This is a genomic window from Promicromonospora sp. NPDC050262 (assembly GCF_040655935.1).
Classification (GTDB): Bacteria; Actinomycetota; Actinomycetes; order Actinomycetales; family Cellulomonadaceae; genus Promicromonospora.
Map to the genome: position 1 here is coordinate 32901 of NZ_JBFAKX010000004.1, position 18843 is coordinate 51743.

The following is an 18843-nucleotide window of genomic DNA, read 5'->3' on the forward strand; positions in this document are numbered from 1 at the left end:
TCTAGGCTCAGGTCATGGCGAACCACCACGACGAGATCCGGCTCTGCTGCCTGCTGTGGGCGCGTCCCGGCCAGGGGGCGGGCCTCACGGCCTACGAGGACAAGGTGCTGGCGCTGGTCCCGGAGCACGGCGGCACGGTGCTGCAGCGCGCGGCGTCCGACGGCGCGGACGGCCGGCCGCACGAGGTTCAGCTCTACCGGTTCGCCGGGCAGCGGGAGCTCGACGGGTACCTCGCGGACCCCCGCCGCACGGCGCTGACGGAGGAGCGGGACCGGGTCGTGGCGCGCACGGAGCTGTTCCCCGTGGACCTGCTCTGACCGCCCTGGTTCCCCGAACGACGAAGGCCCCCACCGTGGTGGGGGCCTTCGTCCTGTTGTGCGCCATCTAGGACTTGAACCTAGAACCCGCTGATTAAGAGTCAGCTGCTCTGCCAATTGAGCTAATGGCGCCTGCGACGGGAAGATTACCAGGACCTGGGGCCCTCGGCGCACCGATTGATTCCGCCTCACGAACGACCATGATGCGCCCCTCCGCCGGAGGGCGGGAGAGGGCCGTACAGCCGTCGTGCTGGTGCGCCATCAGGGACTCGAACCCCGAACCCGCTGATTAAGAGTCAGCTGCTCTGCCTATTGAGCTAATGGCGCGCAACGGAGAGAAACACTACCAGGACCAGGGGCGTCACCGGTAACCGAACGAGCTGGCCCGCCCTGTGAACTGCACGACAGCCGGGCAGGACCGACCGCCGCTACGCTCCGGCACCATGACCGTCACTGGTACCGGTGCGAGTTCCCTGGCAGAGGCCGCGGCGCGGCCCGAACAGGCAGTACTTCTGCGGAGCGTACGAGCCTGGCTGATCGTGTTCATCATCGGCCTGGTGCTGAGCGGCGTCACGGCGTTTCCGTTGACGACGGAGGTCCGCTGGGGCCACGAGCTTCTCGTCGCGTGGGGTGTCGACAGCTGGCTGCCGGGTCTCGTCGACTGGTTCGCCCGCGTGCGCGAGGGGCTGGACGCCACGGCCCGGGACTACCCCTTCATCGCGTACGGCACAGACTGGCTCGCATTCGCGCACCTCGTCATCGCCGTCGCGTTCTGGGGCCCGTTCCGCGATCCGGTACGCAACGTCTGGGTCATCGACTTCGGGTTGATCGCGTGCGCAGGGATCATCCCGCTGGCCCTGATCGCCGGACCGGTGCGGGACATCCCGTGGGGCTGGAGCCTCATCGACATGTCGTTCGGCGTCTTCGGCGCCATCCCGCTGCTGCTCGTGCGCCGCATGATCAAGCGTCTGGAGGCCCTGCAGACCGCAGAAGCGTCCGCCTGACCTACAGGTAGAGCCCCGTCGAGCCGTCCGCCTCGTCGCTCTCGGCCACGCCGTGCACGTCCCGCTCGCGCAGGAGCACGTAGTCCGTGCCGGCCAGGTCCACCTCGGCGCGGTCCTCCGGGTCGAACAGCACCCGGTCGCCGACGTCGACCTGACGCACGTGCTCGCCCTTGGCCACGACCGTCGCCCAGGCGAGCCGCTTGGGGCCGACGGCGGTCGCCGGGATCACCAGGCCGGCCGTCGACTGCCGTTCCGCGGAGTCCGTCTCGGGCTCGACCAGGAGCCGGTCGTGCAGCATGCGGATCGGGAGGTTTCCGGGCTTCGTCACGGAGTCGGTCACGGCGGAGGTGCTCACAGGACAACGCTACGCGACTGCCGATCCGGGTTGTCCACAGGCCCCGGGCGCACGGGGCACGAGGACCCGCGAAGGCGACTACCGTTACGGGCATGACGACTCGCCTCGAGCCCGGGGACAAAGCTCCCGACTTCACCCTCCCGACCGCCGACGGCGCCTCCGTCCGTCTCGCCGACCTGGCGCAGAGCACCGACAAGGGCGTCATCGTGTACTTCTACCCGGCCGCCGCGACGCCGGGGTGCACCAAGGAGGCGTGCGACTTCCGCGACTCGGAGGCGTCACTCCTGGGCGCGGGCTACGCCGTCGTCGGCATCTCCCCCGACAAGGTCGCCAAGCTGGCCAAGTTCGCGCAGGACGAGACGCTGACGTTCCCGCTCGCGTCCGACGAGGACCACGCGACGCTGGAGGCGTACGGCGCCTGGGGCGAGAAGCAGAACTACGGCAAGACGTATGTGGGCGTGATCCGCTCCACCGTCGTGGTGAACCCGGACCTGACGGTCGCCGAGTCGTTCTACAACGTCAAGGCGACGGGCCACGTGGCCCGCATCCGCAAGGTCCTCGGGCTCGACTGACCGATGAGCTCCCCCGCCGACCTGCTCGACATCGAGGCCGAGCTGACCGACGCCGAGCTCGCGACGCGCGCCCGCGTGCGGGAGTTCGTGGACCGCCGGGTGCGCCCGAACATCGCCGGCTGGTTCGCCGACGCCCACTTCCCGCGCGAGCTGGTCCCCGAGCTGGGCGAGCTCGGCGTGCTCGGCATGCATCTGGACGGCTACGGCTGCGCCGGGCGGTCCGCCGTCGAGTACGGCCTGGCGGCGCAGGAGCTGGAGGCCGGCGACTCCGGCATCCGCACGTTCGTCTCGGTGCAGGGGTCGCTGGCGATGTCCGCCATCCACAAGCACGGGTCCGAGGCCCAGAAGCAGCAGTGGCTGCCGCGCATGGCGACGGGTGAGGTCGTGGGCTGCTTCGGGCTCACCGAGCCGGGAGCCGGCTCCGACCCGGCGAGCATGACCACGCGTGCCCGCTTCGAGCCCGGTTCGGAGGGCGGCGATGCCTGCGGCGAGTGGGTCCTGGACGGCGCCAAGCGCTGGATCGGCATGGCCTCGTTCGCGGACGTCGCGATCATCTGGGCCAAGGTCCGCGAGCCGCAGGACGACGGGAGCGAGCGCGACCGCGTGCGCGGGTTCGTGGTGCCGACGTCGACCCCCGGCTTCACCGCCGTCCCCATCGAGCCCAAGCTGTCGATGCGGGCGTCCGTGCAGTGCGACGTCACGCTGGACGGCGTGCGGCTGCCCGCGGACGCCCTGCTGCCCGAGCACCCCGGCCTGGCCGGGCCGTTCGCGTGCCTCGACGAGGCCCGCTACGGGATCGTCTGGGGCGCGGTGGGCGCGGCCCGGGACGCGTTCGAGGCGGCGCTGGCCTACGCGCAGGGCCGGGAGCAGTTCGGCACGCCGATCGCGGGGTTCCAGCTCACGCAGGCCAAGCTCGTCGACATGGCCCTGGAGATCACCAAGGCACAGCTCATGGCCCTGCGCCTGGGGCGGCTCAAGGACTCCGGGCGGCTGGAGGGGCACATGATCTCGGCGGGCAAGCTGAACAACGCCCGCATCGCCATCGAGGTCTGCCGCACCGCCCGCACGATCCTGGGCGGCAACGGTGTCACGCTCGACCACTCCCCGATGCGCCACGCCAGCAACCTGGAGTCGGTGCGTACCTACGAGGGCACGGACGAGGTCCACACGCTCGTGCTGGGGCGACACCTCACGGGGATCGCCGCGTTCCGCTGACCTGCACGCTCACCTGGCCGTAGACTGAGCGCCGCGCGCGAGTGGCGTAATTGGCAGCCGCGCCAGGTTTAGGTCCTGGTGTCCTCGGACGTGCGGGTTCGAGTCCCGCCTCGCGCACCCTCGGCGCACTGCCGCCTTCGGCCCCCGAAGGCCGGGCGGTTCGTCTACGATCGCCCCGACATGACCCTCTCGCCCCGGCCAGGATCGAGCGCGACCGCCCCGCGGTCCGCGCTCGTGGTGCTGCTGCTCGCGCTGGCCGGGCTGCTGGGCGTCACCACCCTGGGCGTGACCACGGCGAGCGCGGCCCCGGCGGCGGCCGTGGTGCAGCACCACGTCGACGTCCCGGACCACGACGCATCAGAAGGCGCCGCCCGGGACCGCGTCGTCCCGGCCGCGGACGACTGCCCGGCCCACGGGTCACGGCACGGCGCCGAGGCGCTGGGTCTGCTGAGCCTGCGCGCACCGCTCGGCGCCGGGACCGAACCGGCCGTCTGCCCGCCGTCCTACCGGGTCACGGCGCCGGCGCCGATCACCGCGGGGAACCGCGCGGCACGTGCCCACACGCTGGCGCACGCACTCGGGCACGACCCGCTGCTCTGGGGCATCAGCCGCACGTAGGCCGGGCGTCCGGCGGACGCCGCCGTCCGCCCACCACCGGCCGCCGGGCCCGACCCGGCCGCCGCCGCGCCCCGCCTACCCGTGAAGGACCACCCGTGACCACGAAGCGCCCTGCCCCCAACCGCTCCAGCACCCAGCGATCGACGTCTCCGCGACCCACCTCCAAGAGCCCGGCCACCCAGAGCCCCACCGCCAGGCGTCCGGCCGCCGCCCGCCGGCTCACGCCCCGACTCGTGCTGCAGCTCGTCCTCCTGGCCGGGGTGCTCGGCCTGATCGCGCTGCTGGTCGGGTTCATCCTGAGCTCCCGTCCCGACGCCCCGGCCGGGGACGCCCAGGTCGTGCGCGAGAACAGCCACGTGCTGCACCAGGCCGACGACGAGCAGGCGGTGCTCGTCGAGTTCCTCGACTTCGAGTGCGAGGTGTGCCGCGCCTACTACCCCACCGTCGAGCAGCTCAAGGAGCAGTACGGCGAGGAGCTGACCGTGGTGCTCCGGTACTTCCCGATCCCCGCGCACGCCAACTCGGCCAACGCCGCCGTCGCGGTCGAGGCCGCCGCCGCGCAGGGCGCGCTGGAGCCCATGTACCAGCGGATGTACGAGTCGCAGGCCGAGTGGGGCGAGGTCCAGCAGTCCCAGGCCGAGGTCTTCCGGGGCTTCGCCCGGGACCTCGGCCTCGACCTGGACCGGTACGACGCCGCCGTGGCCGACCCGGCGACGTCGGAACGCGTCCAGTACGACTTCGACGAGGGCCGCGCGCTCGGCGTCAGCGGCACCCCGACGTTCTTCCTGGACGGCGAGAGGCTGGAGACCCGGAGCCCCGCCGACCTCGTCGGGGCCGTCGAGACGGCGCTCGGCCGGTAGCCGCACCGCGGGCGGGCCGCCCCGGCCCGCCCGCCCCGTCAGTTCTGCTGCTGCGCGGCGATGTCCTTGCGCACCACGTCCATGTCGAGCCCGCGCACGGCCTCGACGACCTCGGCGAGGCCCTTGGCCGGCAGCGCGCCCGCCTGGCGGAACACGAGCACGCCGTCACGGAACGCCATGAGCGTGGGGATGGACGTCACCTGCGCCGCGGCCGAGATACCCGGGTTCGCGTCGGTGTCGATCTTGGCGTGCACGATGTCGTCGTTCTTGTCCGAGGAGGCCTCGAAGACGGGTCCGAACATCTTGCACGGCGGGCACCAGGTGGCCCAGAAGTCCACGAGGACGATCCCGTTGTCGCTGACGGTCTTCTCGAACGTGGCGTCGGTGATGTCGACAGTTGCCATGTCACGCTTCCTTTCGTTGGGCGTCTACCAGGTGAAGCACAGCCCTGCCCTCTGCTATTCCAGGAGCGGCGGCGGGGCGATCCGTGTCACATCCCGGCACCGATCGGGCGGCGCGGGGTCAGGCACCGCAACGCCCGAACTGGTAGAACGGACCCGTGACGGACACTGCCGACTACCCAGCCGACGATTTCTACCGCGAGCCCGCCCCGGTGTCGGGCTGGATGACCGACGAGGACCTCGCCGTCGTACGCGCGCAGCTCCCCCTCGTGTACGTCGACGCCGTGCCGGTCCGGGTCGACGACTCGGGTGACGTGGTCGCCGTCGGGCTGCTGCTCCGGGTGAACCCGCAAGGTGCGATGACGCGCGCCCTGGTCTCCGGGCGCGTCATGTACCACGAGCGCCTCCGGGACGCCCTCCTGCGGCACATCGAGAAGGACCTCGGACCCGTCGCGCTGCCGCAGGTGCCGCCGTCGCCGCAGCCGTTCACCGTCGCCGAGTACTTCCCCACGCCGGGGATCACCGCGTTCCACGACCCGCGCCAGCACGCCGTCTCGCTCGCGTACGTGGTGCCCGTCACCGGCGACTGCCGCCCGCAGCAGAACGCGCTCGACCTCGCCTGGCTCACGCCGGAGGAGGCCTGCGCCGACGACGTCCAGGCCGAGATGATGAACGGCCAGGGCATGCTGATCAAGCAGGCGATGGCCCACGTGGGCCGGCTGCCGTAGGGCTAGGACAGGTCCAGGACCGGCCAGTCCTCCAGGTCGGCCCGCATGCGCCGGTCGTGCGTCGCCACGACCACGGCGCAGGGCGTGACCTGGAGGGCCCGGGTCAGCTCGTCGACGAGGTCGATCGACAGGTGGTTCGTCGGCTCGTCGAGGAGCAGCAGGTGCGGTGCGTGCAGCAGCGCCCGCGCCAGCTCGAACCGGCGGCGCTGGCCCGCGGACAGCTCGGCCAGCGGCCGGTCCAGGTCCTCCTCGCTGAGCAGCCCGAGGCCCGCGACCGGCACCACGTGGTCGGGGTCCAGCTCGTTCGAGGCGAGCAGCCGCAGCGCCTCGTCGGCGTACGTCTCGAACCCGGTCCGCAGGCGCGCCTTCCCGGTGATGGGCGGGCTCTCCTGGCCCACGACGCCCATGCGGGCGCCCGGCGCGACCGTGCGGCTCCCCCGGTCCAGCTCGAGCGTGCCGGCGAGCGCCGCGAGCAGCGTCGACTTGCCGGTCCCGTTGGGCCCCACCACGAGCAGCCTGCCCGACGGCGGGATCGCGACCCGCGTACCGGGCAGGTCGAGCCGGGCGCCGTCGTCGTCCCCGACGCGCGGGGAGCGGACCTCCACGACCGGGCTGCCGGGATCCCAGCCCGGCGACATCGCGGGCAGGTCGGGGAAGCCCAGCTCGACGGGCGGGGCCGGCACCTCGATGGCCTCGGCCTCCAGCTTCTGGACCAGCCGGTCGGCGGCCTTGACGTGGATGCGGGCGCGGGTGGCGCGGCGGTGCTTCTGGGAGCCCTTGCCGGGGCGCCACTCGTCGGAGAGGCCCTCGTAGGACTCGTCGAGCCGCTCGGCCAGGGCCTCCGCCCGCTTGCGCTCGGCCCGGTAGCGCTGCCGCCACCGGTGCAGCGCCTGGTTCTTGGCGAACCGGTAGGCCAGATAACCCGGCTGCCCGTAGAGCACGGGCCTGCCGTCCCAGGACGGGTCGAGGTCGAGGATGGCGGTGGCGACGTCGTCGAGCAGCTCGCGGTCGTGGGTGACCAGCACGACGCCGCCGCGCCAGGCGACGAGCTCGCCGGTGAGGAACTCGATGGCGGAGTCGTCCAGGTGGTTGGTGGGTTCGTCGAGCAGCAGCAGGTCGGCGCGCTCGGCGAGGCGGCACGCCAGCCGGACCCGGAACCGCTCCCCCACGCTGAGCTGGTCGAGCCGGCGGCCGGGGTCGCGCGGGGCGCCCAGACGCGTGAGGGCCACCTCGACGCGGCGGTCGGCGTCCCAGACCGCGAGGTGCTCCGCGAGGGAGAGCGTGCGTTCCAGCACCGCCAGGTCGCCGGAGCCGTGGTCGAACGCCGCCGCCGCGGCCTCCAGCTCGGCGGCGGCGGTGCGCAGGCCGTCGAGCGTCCCGGCGACCAGGTCGCCGATGGTCTGCCCCGGGGCAGGGTGCAGCTCCTGCTCGACCAGCGCGACGCTGCCCTGCCGGCGTACCTCGCCCGACCTGGGCAGCAGGTCGCCTGCCAGCAGGTGCAGCAGGGTGGACTTGCCCGAGCCGTTCTCGCCGACGACGCCGAGCCGCGTTCCCGGCGACACCGAGAAGGACACCCCGTCCATGACGGGCCGCCCGGGGTAGGCGAAACCGAGGTCCTGGGCGACGAGGTGCATCCGCCCAGCCTACGGGGACCCCGCCGGGGCCCGAAGTCGAGCGGGCCCGCGGCACCGGGGTGAGGAGCCGCGGGCCCTGGAAGGGCGCGACGCGTCAGAGCGACGCGGCCGAGCTGTACAGCGTCTGTGCGACGTCGCCCAGGTACGGGCCGAACATGTAGTTGCGCATGCTGCCGCCCCGGTACTTGAACGAGTTCACCGAGTTGAGCACGCCCACGCCGGTGGACTCGGAGTAGCTGACGAACCAGGGGCCGCCGGACGAGCCACCGGTCAGGTTGCAGTCCAGACCCTGGTCGGAGCTGCCGCCGAACGTGTCCTGCACGACGGTGCCGTGGCACCACGCGATGTCCGAGCCGTCGTACGGGTTGGCCGCCGGGTACCCGAACGAGTACATGTACTGGCCGCGGGCCTGGTTGAAGCCGATGGCCTGGCCGCCCACGACATCGGTCAGATGGGCGCCGTTGAGCGTGTTGAGCACCGCGAACGCGACGTCGTAGTCGAAGTCGCCGCTGTTCTGCCACTGCGTGGTGGTGGTGAGCTGGCGTGCGGTGAACGTCCCGTAGGGCCGGGCGCCGTCGTCATAGGCGGGGACGAACGCCCAGTTCGTGGCGAACGCCCCGGGGCCCTCGTTGACGCAGTGGCCGGCGGTGAGCACGACGTCCTTGTTCCCGGAGCTCACGGCGCTGCCCGAGCAGACGTAGTTCACGCCGCCGAGCGTGAAGAACACCTTGCCGGTGGTGTCGACCACCTCACCGCCACCCGAGTAGTAGCCGCCCACGAACGCCGCGGACGGAGCCGGCTTGGCGGCGGCCTGCGGGACGACGGTCGGGCTGCCCACCGCCACGGCGTCGCCGGCCGAGGACTTGTCCTTGCCTGCCACCAGCACGTCCGCGGGCACGGCGTCGCGCATCCGCTGCGGGGTCCAGTAGTCGGTCACCCTGTCCTGGGCCGCCCGGGTGGTCGCCGCACTGTGTACCGCGATGTCGCCGGTGGCCTCGCTGGCCTGCGACGGTGCACCGAACGCGACGGCCACGCTGCCGCCGAGTGCCAGGGCGGCCAGACCACCGAGCAGGGTGCGGGAGAGGTTGCTACGCATGCTGCCTCCTTGATCACGCTCGCCGCCGGGGTGGCGGCCGTGTGATCCTGCGGCCTGGGTGATTCGGCCGCAAGAGGCGCGTATGTCCGGGATGTAAATTTTCTCCGGGACACCCGGCTGACAGGGTTCGGGGTACCGAACACGGGCGGCGTCGCCGGCGGACTACCCTCGACCCGTGAGCACCACTGCCCCCGCCTCCCGCACCTCGCCGTTCTGGCCCGCCCTCGTGGCCGACGCCGTCGCCGTCCTCGTCTTCACGGTCGTCGGCATCGCGTCGCACGACGGGTCGCTGGTCGCCGCCCTGGGCCGCGTGGTGTGGCCCTTCGCGCTGGCCGCCGCCATCGGCTGGGCCGTGAGCCGCGCCTGGCGCGACCCGGCCCGCGTCTGGCCCACCGGCGTGATCATCTGGGCCGTCACCGTGCTCGGCGGCCTGGCGCTGCGCGGCCTCGCCGGCGGCGGGCTGGCGTGGTCGTTCGCCCTGGTCACCGCGATCTTCCTGGCGATCACGATGCTCGGCTGGCGCGGCCTGGTGGCGGGGATCCGCCGCGGCCAGGCCCGCGCGGCGGCGAGCTAGGCGCCCAGCACCTCGACGACCACCGGCGCCAGCGCGCGGAACGCCTTGCCGCGGTGGGAGATCGCGTTCTTCTCGTCCGCGGACAGCTCCGCGGCGGTCCGTACCTCGTCCACGACCAGGATCGGGTCGTAGCCGAACCCGTTGCTCCCCCGCGGCGCCGTGGCGAGCACGCCGCGCATCTCGCCGAGCCGCACCTCCTCGCGCCCGTCGGGCGTGACCAGCGCGGCCGCGCACACGAAGCCGGCCTGGCGGTGCTCGGTGCGCACGTCGCCGAGCTGGCCGAGCAGCAGCTCCAGGTTGGCGAGGTCGTCGCCGTGCTTGCCGGCCCAGCGGGCCGAGAAGATGCCGGGCGCCCCGCCCAGCACGTCCACGGCCAGGCCCGAGTCGTCGGCGACGGCGGGCAGGCCGGTCGCCGCGCACACGGCGCGCGCCTTGATGAGGGCGTTCTCGGCGAACGTCACACCGTCCTCCACGGGTTCCGGCGCGCCGACCTCGCCCGAGGTGACCAGCTCGCCGTCGGGCAGGTCGAGGCCGGCCGCGGCGAGGATCGCACGCAGCTCGACGGCCTTCTTGGCGTTGTGCGTGGCGAGGACGATCCGGGCGGTCACGCGAGCTCCCGCGCGAGGGCGTCCTGCTGGATCCTGGCGAGCTCGGCCGTGCCGCCCACCGCGAGGTCGAGCAGCGCGTCCAGCTCGGCGCGGTCGAACGGCGCGTGCTCCGCGGTGCCCTGCACCTCGATGAACTTGCCGCCGCCCGTGACCACCACGTTCATGTCCGTCTCGGCGCGCACGTCCTCGACGTAGGGCAGGTCGAGCATCGGGGTGCCGTCGATGATGCCCACCGAGACGGCGGCGACCGAGTCTGCGAGAACCTGCTTGCCGCCCTTGATGTGCCCGTGCCGGCGGCCCCACGCGATGGCGTCGGCGAGGGCCACGTACGCGCCGGTGATCGCGGCGGTGCGGGTGCCGCCGTCGGCCTGGAGCACGTCGCAGTCCAGCACGATGGAGTTCTCCCCCAGCGCGCTCATGTCGACGACGGCGCGCAGCGAGCGGCCGATCAGGCGCGAGATCTCGTGCGTGCGCCCGCCGATCTTGCCCTTCACGGACTCGCGCTGGCTGCGCTCGTTGGTGGCGCGCGGCAGCATCGCGTACTCGGCGGTGACCCAGCCCTCGCCCGAGCCCTTGCGCCAGCGCGGCACACCCTCGGTGAACGAGGCGACGCACAGCACGCGCGTGCGCCCGAACTCCACGAGCACCGAACCCTCGGCCTCGTCGAGCCATCCCCGGGTGATCTTCACGGGGCGGAGCTGGTCGGTGGCGCGCCCGTCGGCGCGCACGATCTGGTCGGTGCTGGAGGTCATGCGCCCAGCCTAGGTGGTGCGGGCGGCGATCATTTCGCCGTGCGGAAAGCAACCCGCTGACCTGCCGGAACGTGTCGCGCGTCACGCACTGGGCGTGGCGCCGGTAACGGTTCCGACACGATGTCGTCGCTAGGCTTCACCCCGTGAACGACGCGCCCATCGGGATCTTCGACTCCGGCCTCGGCGGCCTCACGGTCGCGCGCGCCATCCTCGACCAGCTACCCAACGAGCAGGTCCGCTACCTCGGCGACACGGCCAACAGCCCGTACGGCCCCAAGCCGATCGCCGCCGTGCGCGCCATGGCGCTGGACGCCATGGACCGGCTCGTGGCGGACGGCGTGAAGATGCTGGTCATCGCATGCAACACGGCGTCGTCGGCCATGATGCGCGACGCGCGTGAGCGGTACGAGCAGCGCCACGGCATCCCCGTGGTCGAGGTCATCCTGCCCGCGGCCCGGGCCGCGGTGACCGCCACCCGGACGGGCCGGATCGGCGTCATCGGCACGCGCACCACGGTGCAGTCGCGCGCGTACGACGACGCCTTCCACGTGACCCCCGGACTGACGATCACGAGCCAGGCCTGCCCCGAGTTCGTGCGCTTCGTCGAGGAGGGCCGCACGTCGGGCCCGGAGGTGCAGAAGTTCGCGCACGAGTACCTCGACCCGGTCAAGGCGGCCGGCGTCGACACGCTCGTGCTGGGCTGCACGCACTACCCGCTGCTCGCGGGCGCCATCTCCTACGTCATGGGCGAGGATGTCACGCTGGTCTCCAGCGCCGACGAGACCGCCAAGGACGTGTACCGCACCCTCGTGGCGCACGACCTGGAGCGCTCGCCCGACGCCGGCGCCCCGGTGCACCGGTTCCTGACCACCGGCGACCCGGCGCCCTTCGGGCAGCTCGCCAGCCGGTTCCTCGGCCCCGAGGTGTCCCTCGTGGAGGCCGTCTGATGCGCCTTATCCCCCTGGGGGTCTCCGGCTCGTTCCCCGGCCCCGCGACGCCCGCGTCGTCGTACCTGGTGCAGGTCACCGCGGCGGAGTCGGCCGCGGCCGGCCACGAGGCGCGCGACTGGAACGTCCTGCTCGACCTCGGCAACGGCGCGTTCGGCGCCCTGCAGCAGCACGTCGACCCCCACGCGCTCGACGCGGTGTCGATCTCGCACCTGCACCCCGACCACTGCGCGGACCTCGCGGGGCTCTACGTCTACCTGCGCTACCACCCCGAGCACGGGTCGCTGCGGGCCGGGCGCCGGGACAAGCCGCTGCCCGTCTACGGGCCGTCGACCGCGGAGCGACACGTCGCCCTGTCCTACGGGCTGAGCGACGGCGAGTCCATGGAGAACGACTTCGACTTCCGGTCGTGGGCCGAGCACAAGCTGGTGGAGGTCGGGCCGCTCACCATCGAGCCGTACCGCGTCTACCACCCGGTCGAGACGTACGGCGTGCGGGTCACCGGCCCGTCGGCGTCCGGCGGCACGACGACGCTCGCGTACACGGGCGACACCGACGCCTGCACCTCCGTGGTCGAGCTCGCGCGCGACGCCGACCTGCTGCTCAGCGAGGCGGCGTTCCTGGAGGGGCGCGACGACGCCGTGGAGCGCGGGATCCATCTCACGGGGCACCGCGCCGGGCAGGTCGCGACCGAGGCCGGCGCCCGCCGGCTGCTGCTCACGCACCTGCCCGTGTGGAACGACCCGGAGGACTCCCTGGCCGAGGCCCGCCGCTCCTACGCGGGCCCGGTGGAGATCGCGAAGCCGGGCACCGTCTACGAGCTCTGACCGGGCGCGCGGCCGCTAGGCCAGCGGCCGCCGTCCGCGCAGCTCCGCGAGCATCACGTCCATGAGGGTCTCCTGGGCGTAGCCCGCCGCGACGAACACCCCGGACCAGAACCGGCGGGCGGCCCGCCCGTCGGTGGCCACGGGGATCTCGCGGCCGGCCTGCCGGTCCCACATGATCTCGTCGGTGAGCTGCATGACCTGGTCGTCGGTCTTCAGGCCGAGCCGCTCGGCGATCACCAGCCGCACGTCCGTGAGCGCCCCGGCGAACTGCTCGGCGTCCTCGCGGGGCACGCGCACCGGCGGCGGCGCGCCGTGCCGACCCAGCGGCTCGGGGGCGTCCTCGCCCGACGGCAGGTCGAGCAGCGCGGCGAACGCCTCGAGCCGGTCCACCTTGGCCTGGGCCACGTCGTTCTGCGTGAGCCGGCGGAACTCGTCGGCGATGTCCGCGTCGTCCTTGCTCGCGTCCGGCAGGAGCCGCTGCGCCGCGGGGTCCGTGGGCACGCGCCCCACGCCGGTCACCCCCGTGAGCCGGGCCAGGTCGGCGTCGGTCAGCTCGTCCGGCGCGAGGAGGCCGTTGGCCCAGGCCTGCCCCTTGCCCGGCGCGTGGTGGGACGACGGCCCCGGGTCGTCGCCGTCGGCGAACAGGTCCAGGCCCGCCTCCTCGCGAAGCATCGCGGAGACGTCACGGGCCACCTTGGCGAGGACGACGCGCTCCACCGGTTCGAACCGAGCCTCGTAACCCCGCCGCATGGCGCGGAACGGTGTCATGCGGCTCCCCGCGCGCCCGACTCCTGCAGCGTCGCCCACAACCCGTACCCGTGCATCGCTTGCACATCCACCTCCATGCGCTCGCGCCCACCACTGGACACGACTGCGCGACCGTTCTTGTGCACCTGCGTCATGAGCCGCTCCGCCTTGGCGCGTGGGTACCCGAAGTAGCTCTCGAACACGTACGTCACGTAGGACATCAGGTTCACCGGGTCGTTCCAGACGATCGTCACCCACGGGTCGGCGATCCCGGAGGCGAGCGCCTCCTCGGTGTCCTCCTCGACGGCCGTCCCGGCTGACCCCAGGGGCACGAGCAGCGGCAGCGGGGAAGTTGTCACAGGTCTCACTCTAGGCTGTTTCGTCCCTGGACTGGACACCCCTGTCAGAGATTCCCACCAAGTTGTCGCCGGGCTGTGACCTCAGTCGCGAAGGTCGTCGAGCCGGAGGTCCACGGTCGGGATCGCCGGGTCGCCCTTGGACAGCCGGCGGGCGCCGCGCGGCAGCTCGGCGCGCACCATGCCGTGGTTGATCGCCGCGTTCGCGACGCCGTACGGACCCACCCAGCGCGAGTCGACGGCGCCGTCCACGACCAGCGGGGCGAGCAGCGGCCGGAGGTCGTCGCTCTGGGGCGTCCACTCCGCCACCGCGGTGTCCGGACCGGTCACCATGATCTCCTCGACGGCGTACCCGTCGCGGCCGTAGCGCCGCGCTGCGGCCTTGCGCCCACCCACCGACGCCTTGTTGGCCGACGCCTTGGCCACCGGCTGCAGCACGCCCGACGCGTCGGCGCGTGCCACCAGCTTGTAGACCATGCCGCAGGTCGGCGCACCCGACCCCGTCACCAGCGACGTGCCGACGCCGTACACGTCCACCGGGGCCGCGGCCAGCGACGCGATCGCGTACTCGTCGAGGTCGGAGGTGACCACGATCTTGGTGTCCCGCGCGCCGAGCGAGTCGAGCTGACGGCGGACCTCCCCCGCCAGTCCCCCGAGGTCGCCCGAGTCGAGCCGCACCGCGCCCAGCCCGGTCCCCGCCACCTCGACGGCGGTCGCCACGCCCTGCTTCACGTCGTAGGTGTCGACCAGCAGCGTGGTGCCCGGGCCCAGCGAGGCGACCTGCGACGCGAAGGCCTCCCGCTCGTTGTCGTGCAGCAGCGTGAAGGCGTGCGCCGCCGTACCGATGGTGTCGAGCCCGTACCTCATCCCGGCCTCGAGGTTAGACGTGCCGGCGAAACCACCGATGACGGCGGCCCGGGCCGCCGCCACGGCGGCCTGCTCGCTCGCCCGGCGGGAACCCATCTCCAGGACGGGCCGGCTCCCGGCCGCGCTCGTCATGCGGGAGGCCGCCGAAGCCACCGCCGAGTCGTAGTTCAGGATCGACAGGATCAGGGTCTCCAGCAGCACGGCCTCGGCGAACGACCCCTCGACCTGCAGCACGGGCGAGCCGGGGAAGAACACCTCGCCCTCGACGTAGCCCTGGATGGTCCCGGTGAAGCGGTAGTTCGCGAGGTAGTCGAGCGTCCGGCGGTCCACCACGCCGTTCTGCTCGAGGTAGGCCAGCTCGGCGTCCTCGAAGACGAAGTGTGGCAGCGCTTCCAGGACACGACCGGTGCCCGCCAGGACGCCGTAGCGCCGGCCCGCGGGCAGGCGCCGCGTGAACACCTCGAACACGCAGTGCCGGTGGGCGGTGCCGTCGGCGAGCGCCGCCTGGAGCATGGTGAGCTCGTAGCGGTCGGTCAGCAGGGCGACCGACGGGCGGACCGCCGGAAGGGGTGCTGCGGGAAGCGGCCGCGGTTCACCGACACCGTTGTCGAGCGCAGGCCACGAGTCTGTGAGCGGAGCGCCGATGCTCCGAAGCTCGTCGGTCATGCACTCACGGTAGGCCAGAGAACTGGCCTGGGCCGGGCGAATACGGCCAGGACGGCCTCTTGTCTCACCATGCGGATCTTCTCGCTCCCGTCCTACTTCTGACCGACGAACCAGCGCCGGACCTGGGCCACGCGTGCCTCGAGCTGGTCGGCGGTCGCCAGGGGTACCTCGGGCCCGCCGCACTTGCGGCGCAGCTCGGTGTGGACCACGCCGTGCGGCTGCCCGCTGCGCTTGGCCCACGCGGAGACGAGCTTGGACAGCTCCTTGCGCAGCTCGCCCGCGCGACGGTGCTCCTGCTCGGACCGTTCGTTCTCCACCTCGCGCGCGGTGGGGGCACCGCCGCGCGCCTTGAGGTGGTCGGCCTGGCGCTGCCGCAGCAGCGTCGCCACCTGGTCGGGCTCCAGGAGCCCGGGCAGGCCGAGGAAGTCCTGCTCCTCCGCGGAGCCGAGGTCGGCACTCGTGCCGAACTCGCCGCCGTCGAACAGGACGCGGTCGAACGAGGCCTGGGCCTCCAGCGCCTGGAACGAGCCCAGCAGCTCGCTCGACGCCTTCTCCTCCTTGTTGGCCTCCGCGATCAGCGCGGCCTCCGGGTCGTACTCGATGCCCTGCTCCTCGGCCGTGCGCGGCCGGTCGAGCGCGTGGTCGCGCTCCTGCTCCATCGAGTTCGCCAGGTTCAGCAGGGGCGCGACGCTCGGCAGGAAGATCGACGCCGTCTCGCCGCGCTTGCGGGCGCGCACGAACCGGCCGATCGCCTGGGCGAAGAACAGCGGCGTCGAGGCGCTGGTGGCGTACACACCGACCGCGAGGCGTGGCACGTCCACGCCCTCCGACACCATGCGCACCGCCACCATCCAGCGGTCCTCGCCCTGCGCGTACTCCTCGATGCGCCCGGAGGCACCCTCGTCGTCCGAGAGGACCACGACGGGGCGCTTGCCGGTGATCTCCTGCAGGTGCGTGGCGTACGCGCGCGCGTTGTCCTGGTCGGTCGCGATGACCAGGCCTCCGGCGTCGGGCACCGTGCGGCGCACCTCGGTGAGGCGCTTGTCCGCCGCCGCGAGCACCGACGGGATCCACTGCCCCTCGGGGTCCAGCGCGGTGCGCCACGCCTGCCCGGTCATGTCCTTGGTCATGGCCTCGCCGAGGCGGGCGCTGACCTCGTCGCCCATCTTGGTGCGCCAGCGCATGTCGCCGGCGTAGGACAGGAAGAGCACGGGCCGGACGACGTGGTCGCGCAGCGCCTCGCCGTAGCCGTAGGTGTAGTCGGCCTTGGAGCGGCGGATGCCCTCGCGGTCGGCCTCGTACTGGACGAACGGGATGGCGGACGTGTCGCTGCGGAACGGGGTGCCGGTGAGCGCCAGGCGGCGCTCGGCGCCCTCGAACGCCTCGCGGACGGCGTCACCCCAGCTGAGGGCGTCACCGCCGTGGTGCACCTCGTCGAGGATCACGAGGGTGCGCGCCGCCTCCGTGCGGGCACGGTGCAGCGCCGGCTTGGCCGCCACCTGCGCGTAGGTGAGCGCGACGCCGTCGTAGTGCGAGCCGTGCCGGCCCTGCGAGTTCTTGAAGGCCGGGTCGATGCGGATGCCGACGCGTGCGGCGGCGTCGGCCCACTGGGTCTTCAGGTGCTCGGTGGGGGCCACGACGGTGACCCGCCGGACGATGCCCTGCTCGAGGAGCTCGGTGGCGATACGGAGCGCGAACGTCGTCTTGCCCGCGCCCGGGGTGGCGACGGCCAGGAAGTCCCGCGGGTTCGTCACGCGGTACTGCTCCAGGGCCTCCGCCTGCCAGGCGCGCAGACTCGACGCCGTACCCCAGGGGGCACGGCGTGGAAAGGCAGGGCTGAGCGACGAAGCGGCCGCAGACGACGGTGTGTGGGGCAGCTGCTGCGGCTGGCTCGTCACTTGGTGGAGTCGCCCTCGCCGCCGTCCTGCGGATCGCGGAGACCGTCGTAGATCTCCTTGCACCGGGGACACACCGGGAACTTGCCCGGATCACGACCCGGGACCCAGACCTTGCCACAGAGCGCGATCACGGGCTTGCCGCTCATGGCGGACTGCATGATCTTCTCCTTGCGCACATAGTGCGCAAAACGCTCGTGGTCTCCCGGCTCCGTCTCCTCCCGGGTCTCCTCGCGCTCGAGGACGCTCGTACCGCCCTGTGTCACGGGCTCGTCCTGCGGGTTGGAGAGTGGTTCGGTCATACCGACAAGTCTACGCGGGACCACCGACACCGACGCCGTCGGCACGCCCCCGCGACCACCGTTCCGGACAACCGGTGCGCGGAATTCCTTGCGGTCGTGTCGGTGACGACGGATATAACTGTCCGCATGTCACATCCCCGCCCTGAGAGGAGCCTCACCCTGCCCGAGACCTACGCGATCCCCCGCGGCGCGCCCGAACCCGTCTGGCCCGACTTCGGCGACCACGACGAGGCCGCCCGTCGCGCCGTCGCCGCCGTCGCCGCGATGCTCGGCCGCCCCGTCCCGGAGCGCCCCAAGGAGCCCCGCTCGTCGAGCGAGTGGCTGGCCCTCCGGTGGGACGTCGACGAGAGCACGCTCGTCAACGTCTCCCGCGACATGTCGCGCACCCTGCAGCGGCTGCACGCCTACGCGCTCCAGCGGTGGGTGGACCGGCACCCCGACGACGTCGCCGTGTTCGGCCCCGGCGGGGCACCGCAGCGTGCGGCGCTCGACCTCGGCGACGGCACCTCGGTGAGCGTGCCCGCCGTCGCCACGGTGCTGTTCCCGGCCGGGTCCGCCTACGACACGGCCGTCGCCGTCGAGGTGGCCTACCGCTATGGGACACCCACGATCACCGCCTTCACGCCGCCGGGCGGGCTGGCGCTCGCCGAGCGCGTGCTCGCGGACCTGACCCGCACGCTGGAGGCGGACCACCCGTACCGGGGCGGCGTGCTGTCGGCGCGGTCCGGGAACGGCACCGTCGAGCTGACCCCGGTCCGGCACACCGTCCAGGTGCGCGACGACGTGGTGCTGCCCGCCGAGCTGTGGCGCGAGGTGGACCTGTTCTGCTCCAGCGTGACCACGCGCCGCGAGGCGCTGCGAGCCCTGGGACACACGACCTCGCGCGGCCTGCTGCTGGCGGGCCGGCCGGGCGTCGGCAAGACGAAGCTCACGCGGGTCATCACCTCGGAGCTCGCCGGGCCGCTCACGGTCGTGCTCGTCACGGCCGAGGTGCTGCGCACCTGGATGACCGAGCTGTACGAGGAGATCCGTGGCCTCGGTCCGTGCCTCGTGGTGCTGGAGGAGATCGACTCGGTCGCCTCCAAGGGTTCGCGCGGCGACACCTCGTTCGCCGAGTTCCTCGACGCCCTGGACGGGACCCGCAGCTCGGACGACGTGCTGACCCTCGCCACCACGAACGACCCCGACGCGCTGGACCCGGCCGTGAAGCGCCCGGGGCGGTTCGACACGATCATCGAGGTGCCGCCGCCGGACCGGGCGGGACGCACCGAGATCCTGCGGCTCTTCCTGCCGCCGGACGCCCCCGTCGACGTGGACCTGGTCGCGTCCTACCTGGACGGGGCCACGGGCGCCGACCTGCGCGAGGTGGCCCGCCGCTCGATCCTGGAGCACGGCCCCGACGGCCTCACGACGAGCCGGGTCGCCGACGTGGCGACGTCGGGCCGGTGGAAGCCCGCGCCGGTCGCGGGCAACTACCTCTGACGTGTCGGGCGCTCAGGTCA

At 72.7% G+C, this 18843-nt stretch carries 22 protein-coding genes and 3 tRNA genes; 12 read left to right on the forward strand and 13 right to left on the reverse strand.

The features are described from left to right. Positions 1–14: 14 nt before the first annotated feature. Positions 15–317 carry a hypothetical protein gene (locus AB0I29_RS07520; RefSeq protein ID WP_357479954.1) on the forward strand — a complete coding sequence of 101 codons (303 nt, stop codon included), beginning with the start codon at positions 15–17 and terminating at the stop codon, positions 315–317. Positions 318–376: 59 nt separating this feature from the next. Here AB0I29_RS07520 and AB0I29_RS07525 read toward each other — a convergent pair. Together AB0I29_RS07525 and AB0I29_RS07530 are read right to left on the reverse strand one after the other, a co-directional pair. Next, positions 377–449 (reverse strand) — tRNA-Lys (locus AB0I29_RS07525). Positions 450–568: 119 nt separating this feature from the next. Then, a tRNA-Lys gene (locus tag AB0I29_RS07530) sits at positions 569–644 on the reverse strand. A gap of 116 nt (positions 645–760) precedes the next feature. Between AB0I29_RS07530 and AB0I29_RS07535 the strand changes: the two genes are divergently transcribed. Further along, positions 761–1321: a hypothetical protein gene (locus AB0I29_RS07535; protein ID WP_357479957.1), complete on the forward strand. Its 561-nt coding sequence runs from the start codon at positions 761–763 to the stop codon at positions 1319–1321. Position 1322: 1 nt separating this feature from the next. On the opposite strand, the gene AB0I29_RS07540 is transcribed toward AB0I29_RS07535, so the two are convergent. Further along, positions 1323–1619 (reverse strand): co-chaperone GroES, encoded by a 297-nt coding sequence (locus tag AB0I29_RS07540; RefSeq protein WP_020013266.1) that lies wholly within the window; start codon positions 1617–1619, stop codon positions 1323–1325. Positions 1620–1768: 149 nt separating this feature from the next. On the opposite strand from AB0I29_RS07540, the gene bcp reads away from it, so the two are divergent. The 5 genes from bcp (at position 1769) to AB0I29_RS07565 (ending at position 4941) form a co-directional block, all read left to right on the forward strand. After that, positions 1769–2248, forward strand: coding sequence for a thioredoxin-dependent thiol peroxidase (gene bcp, locus AB0I29_RS07545; protein ID WP_285102929.1), 480 nt, complete (start codon positions 1769–1771; stop codon positions 2246–2248). A gap of 3 nt (positions 2249–2251) precedes the next feature. Then, a complete protein-coding gene (locus AB0I29_RS07550) occupies positions 2252–3463 on the forward strand; it encodes an acyl-CoA dehydrogenase family protein (protein ID WP_357479960.1) in 1212 nt (403 codons plus the stop codon). A gap of 35 nt (positions 3464–3498) precedes the next feature. Further along, positions 3499–3580 (forward strand) — tRNA-Leu (locus tag AB0I29_RS07555). Between the two features lie 63 nt (positions 3581–3643). Continuing rightward, positions 3644–4081 (forward strand): hypothetical protein, encoded by a 438-nt coding sequence (locus AB0I29_RS07560; protein ID WP_357479962.1) that lies wholly within the window; start codon positions 3644–3646, stop codon positions 4079–4081. Between the two features lie 272 nt (positions 4082–4353). Further along, on the forward strand, positions 4354–4941 hold the full coding sequence (locus tag AB0I29_RS07565) for a thioredoxin domain-containing protein (protein ID WP_357480686.1): 588 nt from the start codon (positions 4354–4356) through the stop codon (positions 4939–4941). 38 nt (positions 4942–4979) lie between these two features. On the opposite strand, the gene trxA is transcribed toward AB0I29_RS07565, so the two are convergent. Next, positions 4980–5345: a thioredoxin gene (gene trxA / locus AB0I29_RS07570; protein WP_182614171.1), complete on the reverse strand. Its 366-nt coding sequence runs from the start codon at positions 5343–5345 to the stop codon at positions 4980–4982. A 155-nt stretch (positions 5346–5500) separates the two neighbouring features. On the opposite strand from trxA, the gene AB0I29_RS07575 reads away from it, so the two are divergent. Beyond that, entirely contained in the window at positions 5501–6070 is a 570-nt protein-coding gene (locus AB0I29_RS07575; protein WP_182614170.1) for an NUDIX hydrolase family protein, read from the forward strand. A gap of 2 nt (positions 6071–6072) precedes the next feature. On the opposite strand, the gene AB0I29_RS07580 is transcribed toward AB0I29_RS07575, so the two are convergent. Then, positions 6073–7704 carry an ATP-binding cassette domain-containing protein gene (locus tag AB0I29_RS07580; protein WP_357479966.1) on the reverse strand — a complete coding sequence of 544 codons (1632 nt, stop codon included), beginning with the start codon at positions 7702–7704 and terminating at the stop codon, positions 6073–6075. Positions 7705–7798: 94 nt separating this feature from the next. After that, a complete protein-coding gene (locus AB0I29_RS07585; protein ID WP_357479969.1) occupies positions 7799–8800 on the reverse strand; it encodes a trypsin-like peptidase domain-containing protein in 1002 nt (333 codons plus the stop codon). Positions 8801–8975: 175 nt separating this feature from the next. Between AB0I29_RS07585 and AB0I29_RS07590 the strand changes: the two genes are divergently transcribed. Beyond that, positions 8976–9374 (forward strand): DUF3054 domain-containing protein, encoded by a 399-nt coding sequence (locus AB0I29_RS07590; RefSeq protein WP_285102921.1) that lies wholly within the window; start codon positions 8976–8978, stop codon positions 9372–9374. Here AB0I29_RS07590 and rdgB read toward each other — a convergent pair. Together rdgB and rph are read right to left on the reverse strand one after the other, a co-directional pair. Further along, entirely contained in the window at positions 9371–9982 is a 612-nt protein-coding gene (rdgB, locus tag AB0I29_RS07595) for an RdgB/HAM1 family non-canonical purine NTP pyrophosphatase (RefSeq protein ID WP_357479973.1), read from the reverse strand. The genes AB0I29_RS07590 and rdgB overlap by 4 nt on opposite strands. Continuing rightward, positions 9979–10734, reverse strand: coding sequence for a ribonuclease PH (gene rph / locus AB0I29_RS07600; protein ID WP_357479976.1), 756 nt, complete (start codon positions 10732–10734; stop codon positions 9979–9981). Before rph ends, rdgB begins: the two co-directional genes overlap by 4 nt. Positions 10735–10877: 143 nt before the next feature. Here rph and murI point away from each other — a divergent pair, with 143 nt between their 5' ends. Then, positions 10878–11681, forward strand: coding sequence for a glutamate racemase (murI, locus tag AB0I29_RS07605; protein ID WP_285102916.1), 804 nt, complete (start codon positions 10878–10880; stop codon positions 11679–11681). After that, complete coding sequence (locus AB0I29_RS07610; protein WP_285102915.1) at positions 11681–12508, forward strand: MBL fold metallo-hydrolase; 828 nt, start codon at positions 11681–11683, stop codon at positions 12506–12508. The genes murI and AB0I29_RS07610 overlap by 1 nt, the downstream gene beginning before the upstream one ends. A gap of 15 nt (positions 12509–12523) precedes the next feature. Here AB0I29_RS07610 and AB0I29_RS07615 read toward each other — a convergent pair whose 3' ends face one another. The 5 genes from AB0I29_RS07615 to AB0I29_RS07635 form a co-directional block, all read right to left on the reverse strand. Continuing rightward, entirely contained in the window at positions 12524–13276 is a 753-nt protein-coding gene (locus AB0I29_RS07615) for a DUF2017 family protein (RefSeq protein ID WP_285102914.1), read from the reverse strand. Next, positions 13273–13524 carry an ATP-dependent Clp protease adapter ClpS gene (gene clpS, locus AB0I29_RS07620; protein ID WP_285103167.1) on the reverse strand — a complete coding sequence of 84 codons (252 nt, stop codon included), beginning with the start codon at positions 13522–13524 and terminating at the stop codon, positions 13273–13275. Before clpS ends, AB0I29_RS07615 begins: the two co-directional genes overlap by 4 nt. 171 nt (positions 13525–13695) lie before the next feature. After that, complete coding sequence (locus AB0I29_RS07625) at positions 13696–15144, reverse strand: nicotinate phosphoribosyltransferase (protein ID WP_285102913.1); 1449 nt, start codon at positions 15142–15144, stop codon at positions 13696–13698. 92 nt (positions 15145–15236) lie between these two features. After that, positions 15237–17042, reverse strand: a complete 1806-nt coding sequence (locus AB0I29_RS07630; protein WP_285102911.1) for a DEAD/DEAH box helicase — start codon at positions 17040–17042, stop codon at positions 15237–15239. Next, entirely contained in the window at positions 17039–17341 is a 303-nt protein-coding gene (locus AB0I29_RS07635; protein ID WP_285102909.1) for a DUF3039 domain-containing protein, read from the reverse strand. The genes AB0I29_RS07630 and AB0I29_RS07635 overlap by 4 nt, the downstream gene beginning before the upstream one ends. Before the next feature lie 126 nt (positions 17342–17467). Here AB0I29_RS07635 and AB0I29_RS07640 point away from each other — a divergent pair, with 126 nt between their 5' ends. Next, entirely contained in the window at positions 17468–18823 is a 1356-nt protein-coding gene (locus AB0I29_RS07640; protein ID WP_357479983.1) for an ATP-binding protein, read from the forward strand. Positions 18824–18843 lie beyond the last annotated feature (20 nt).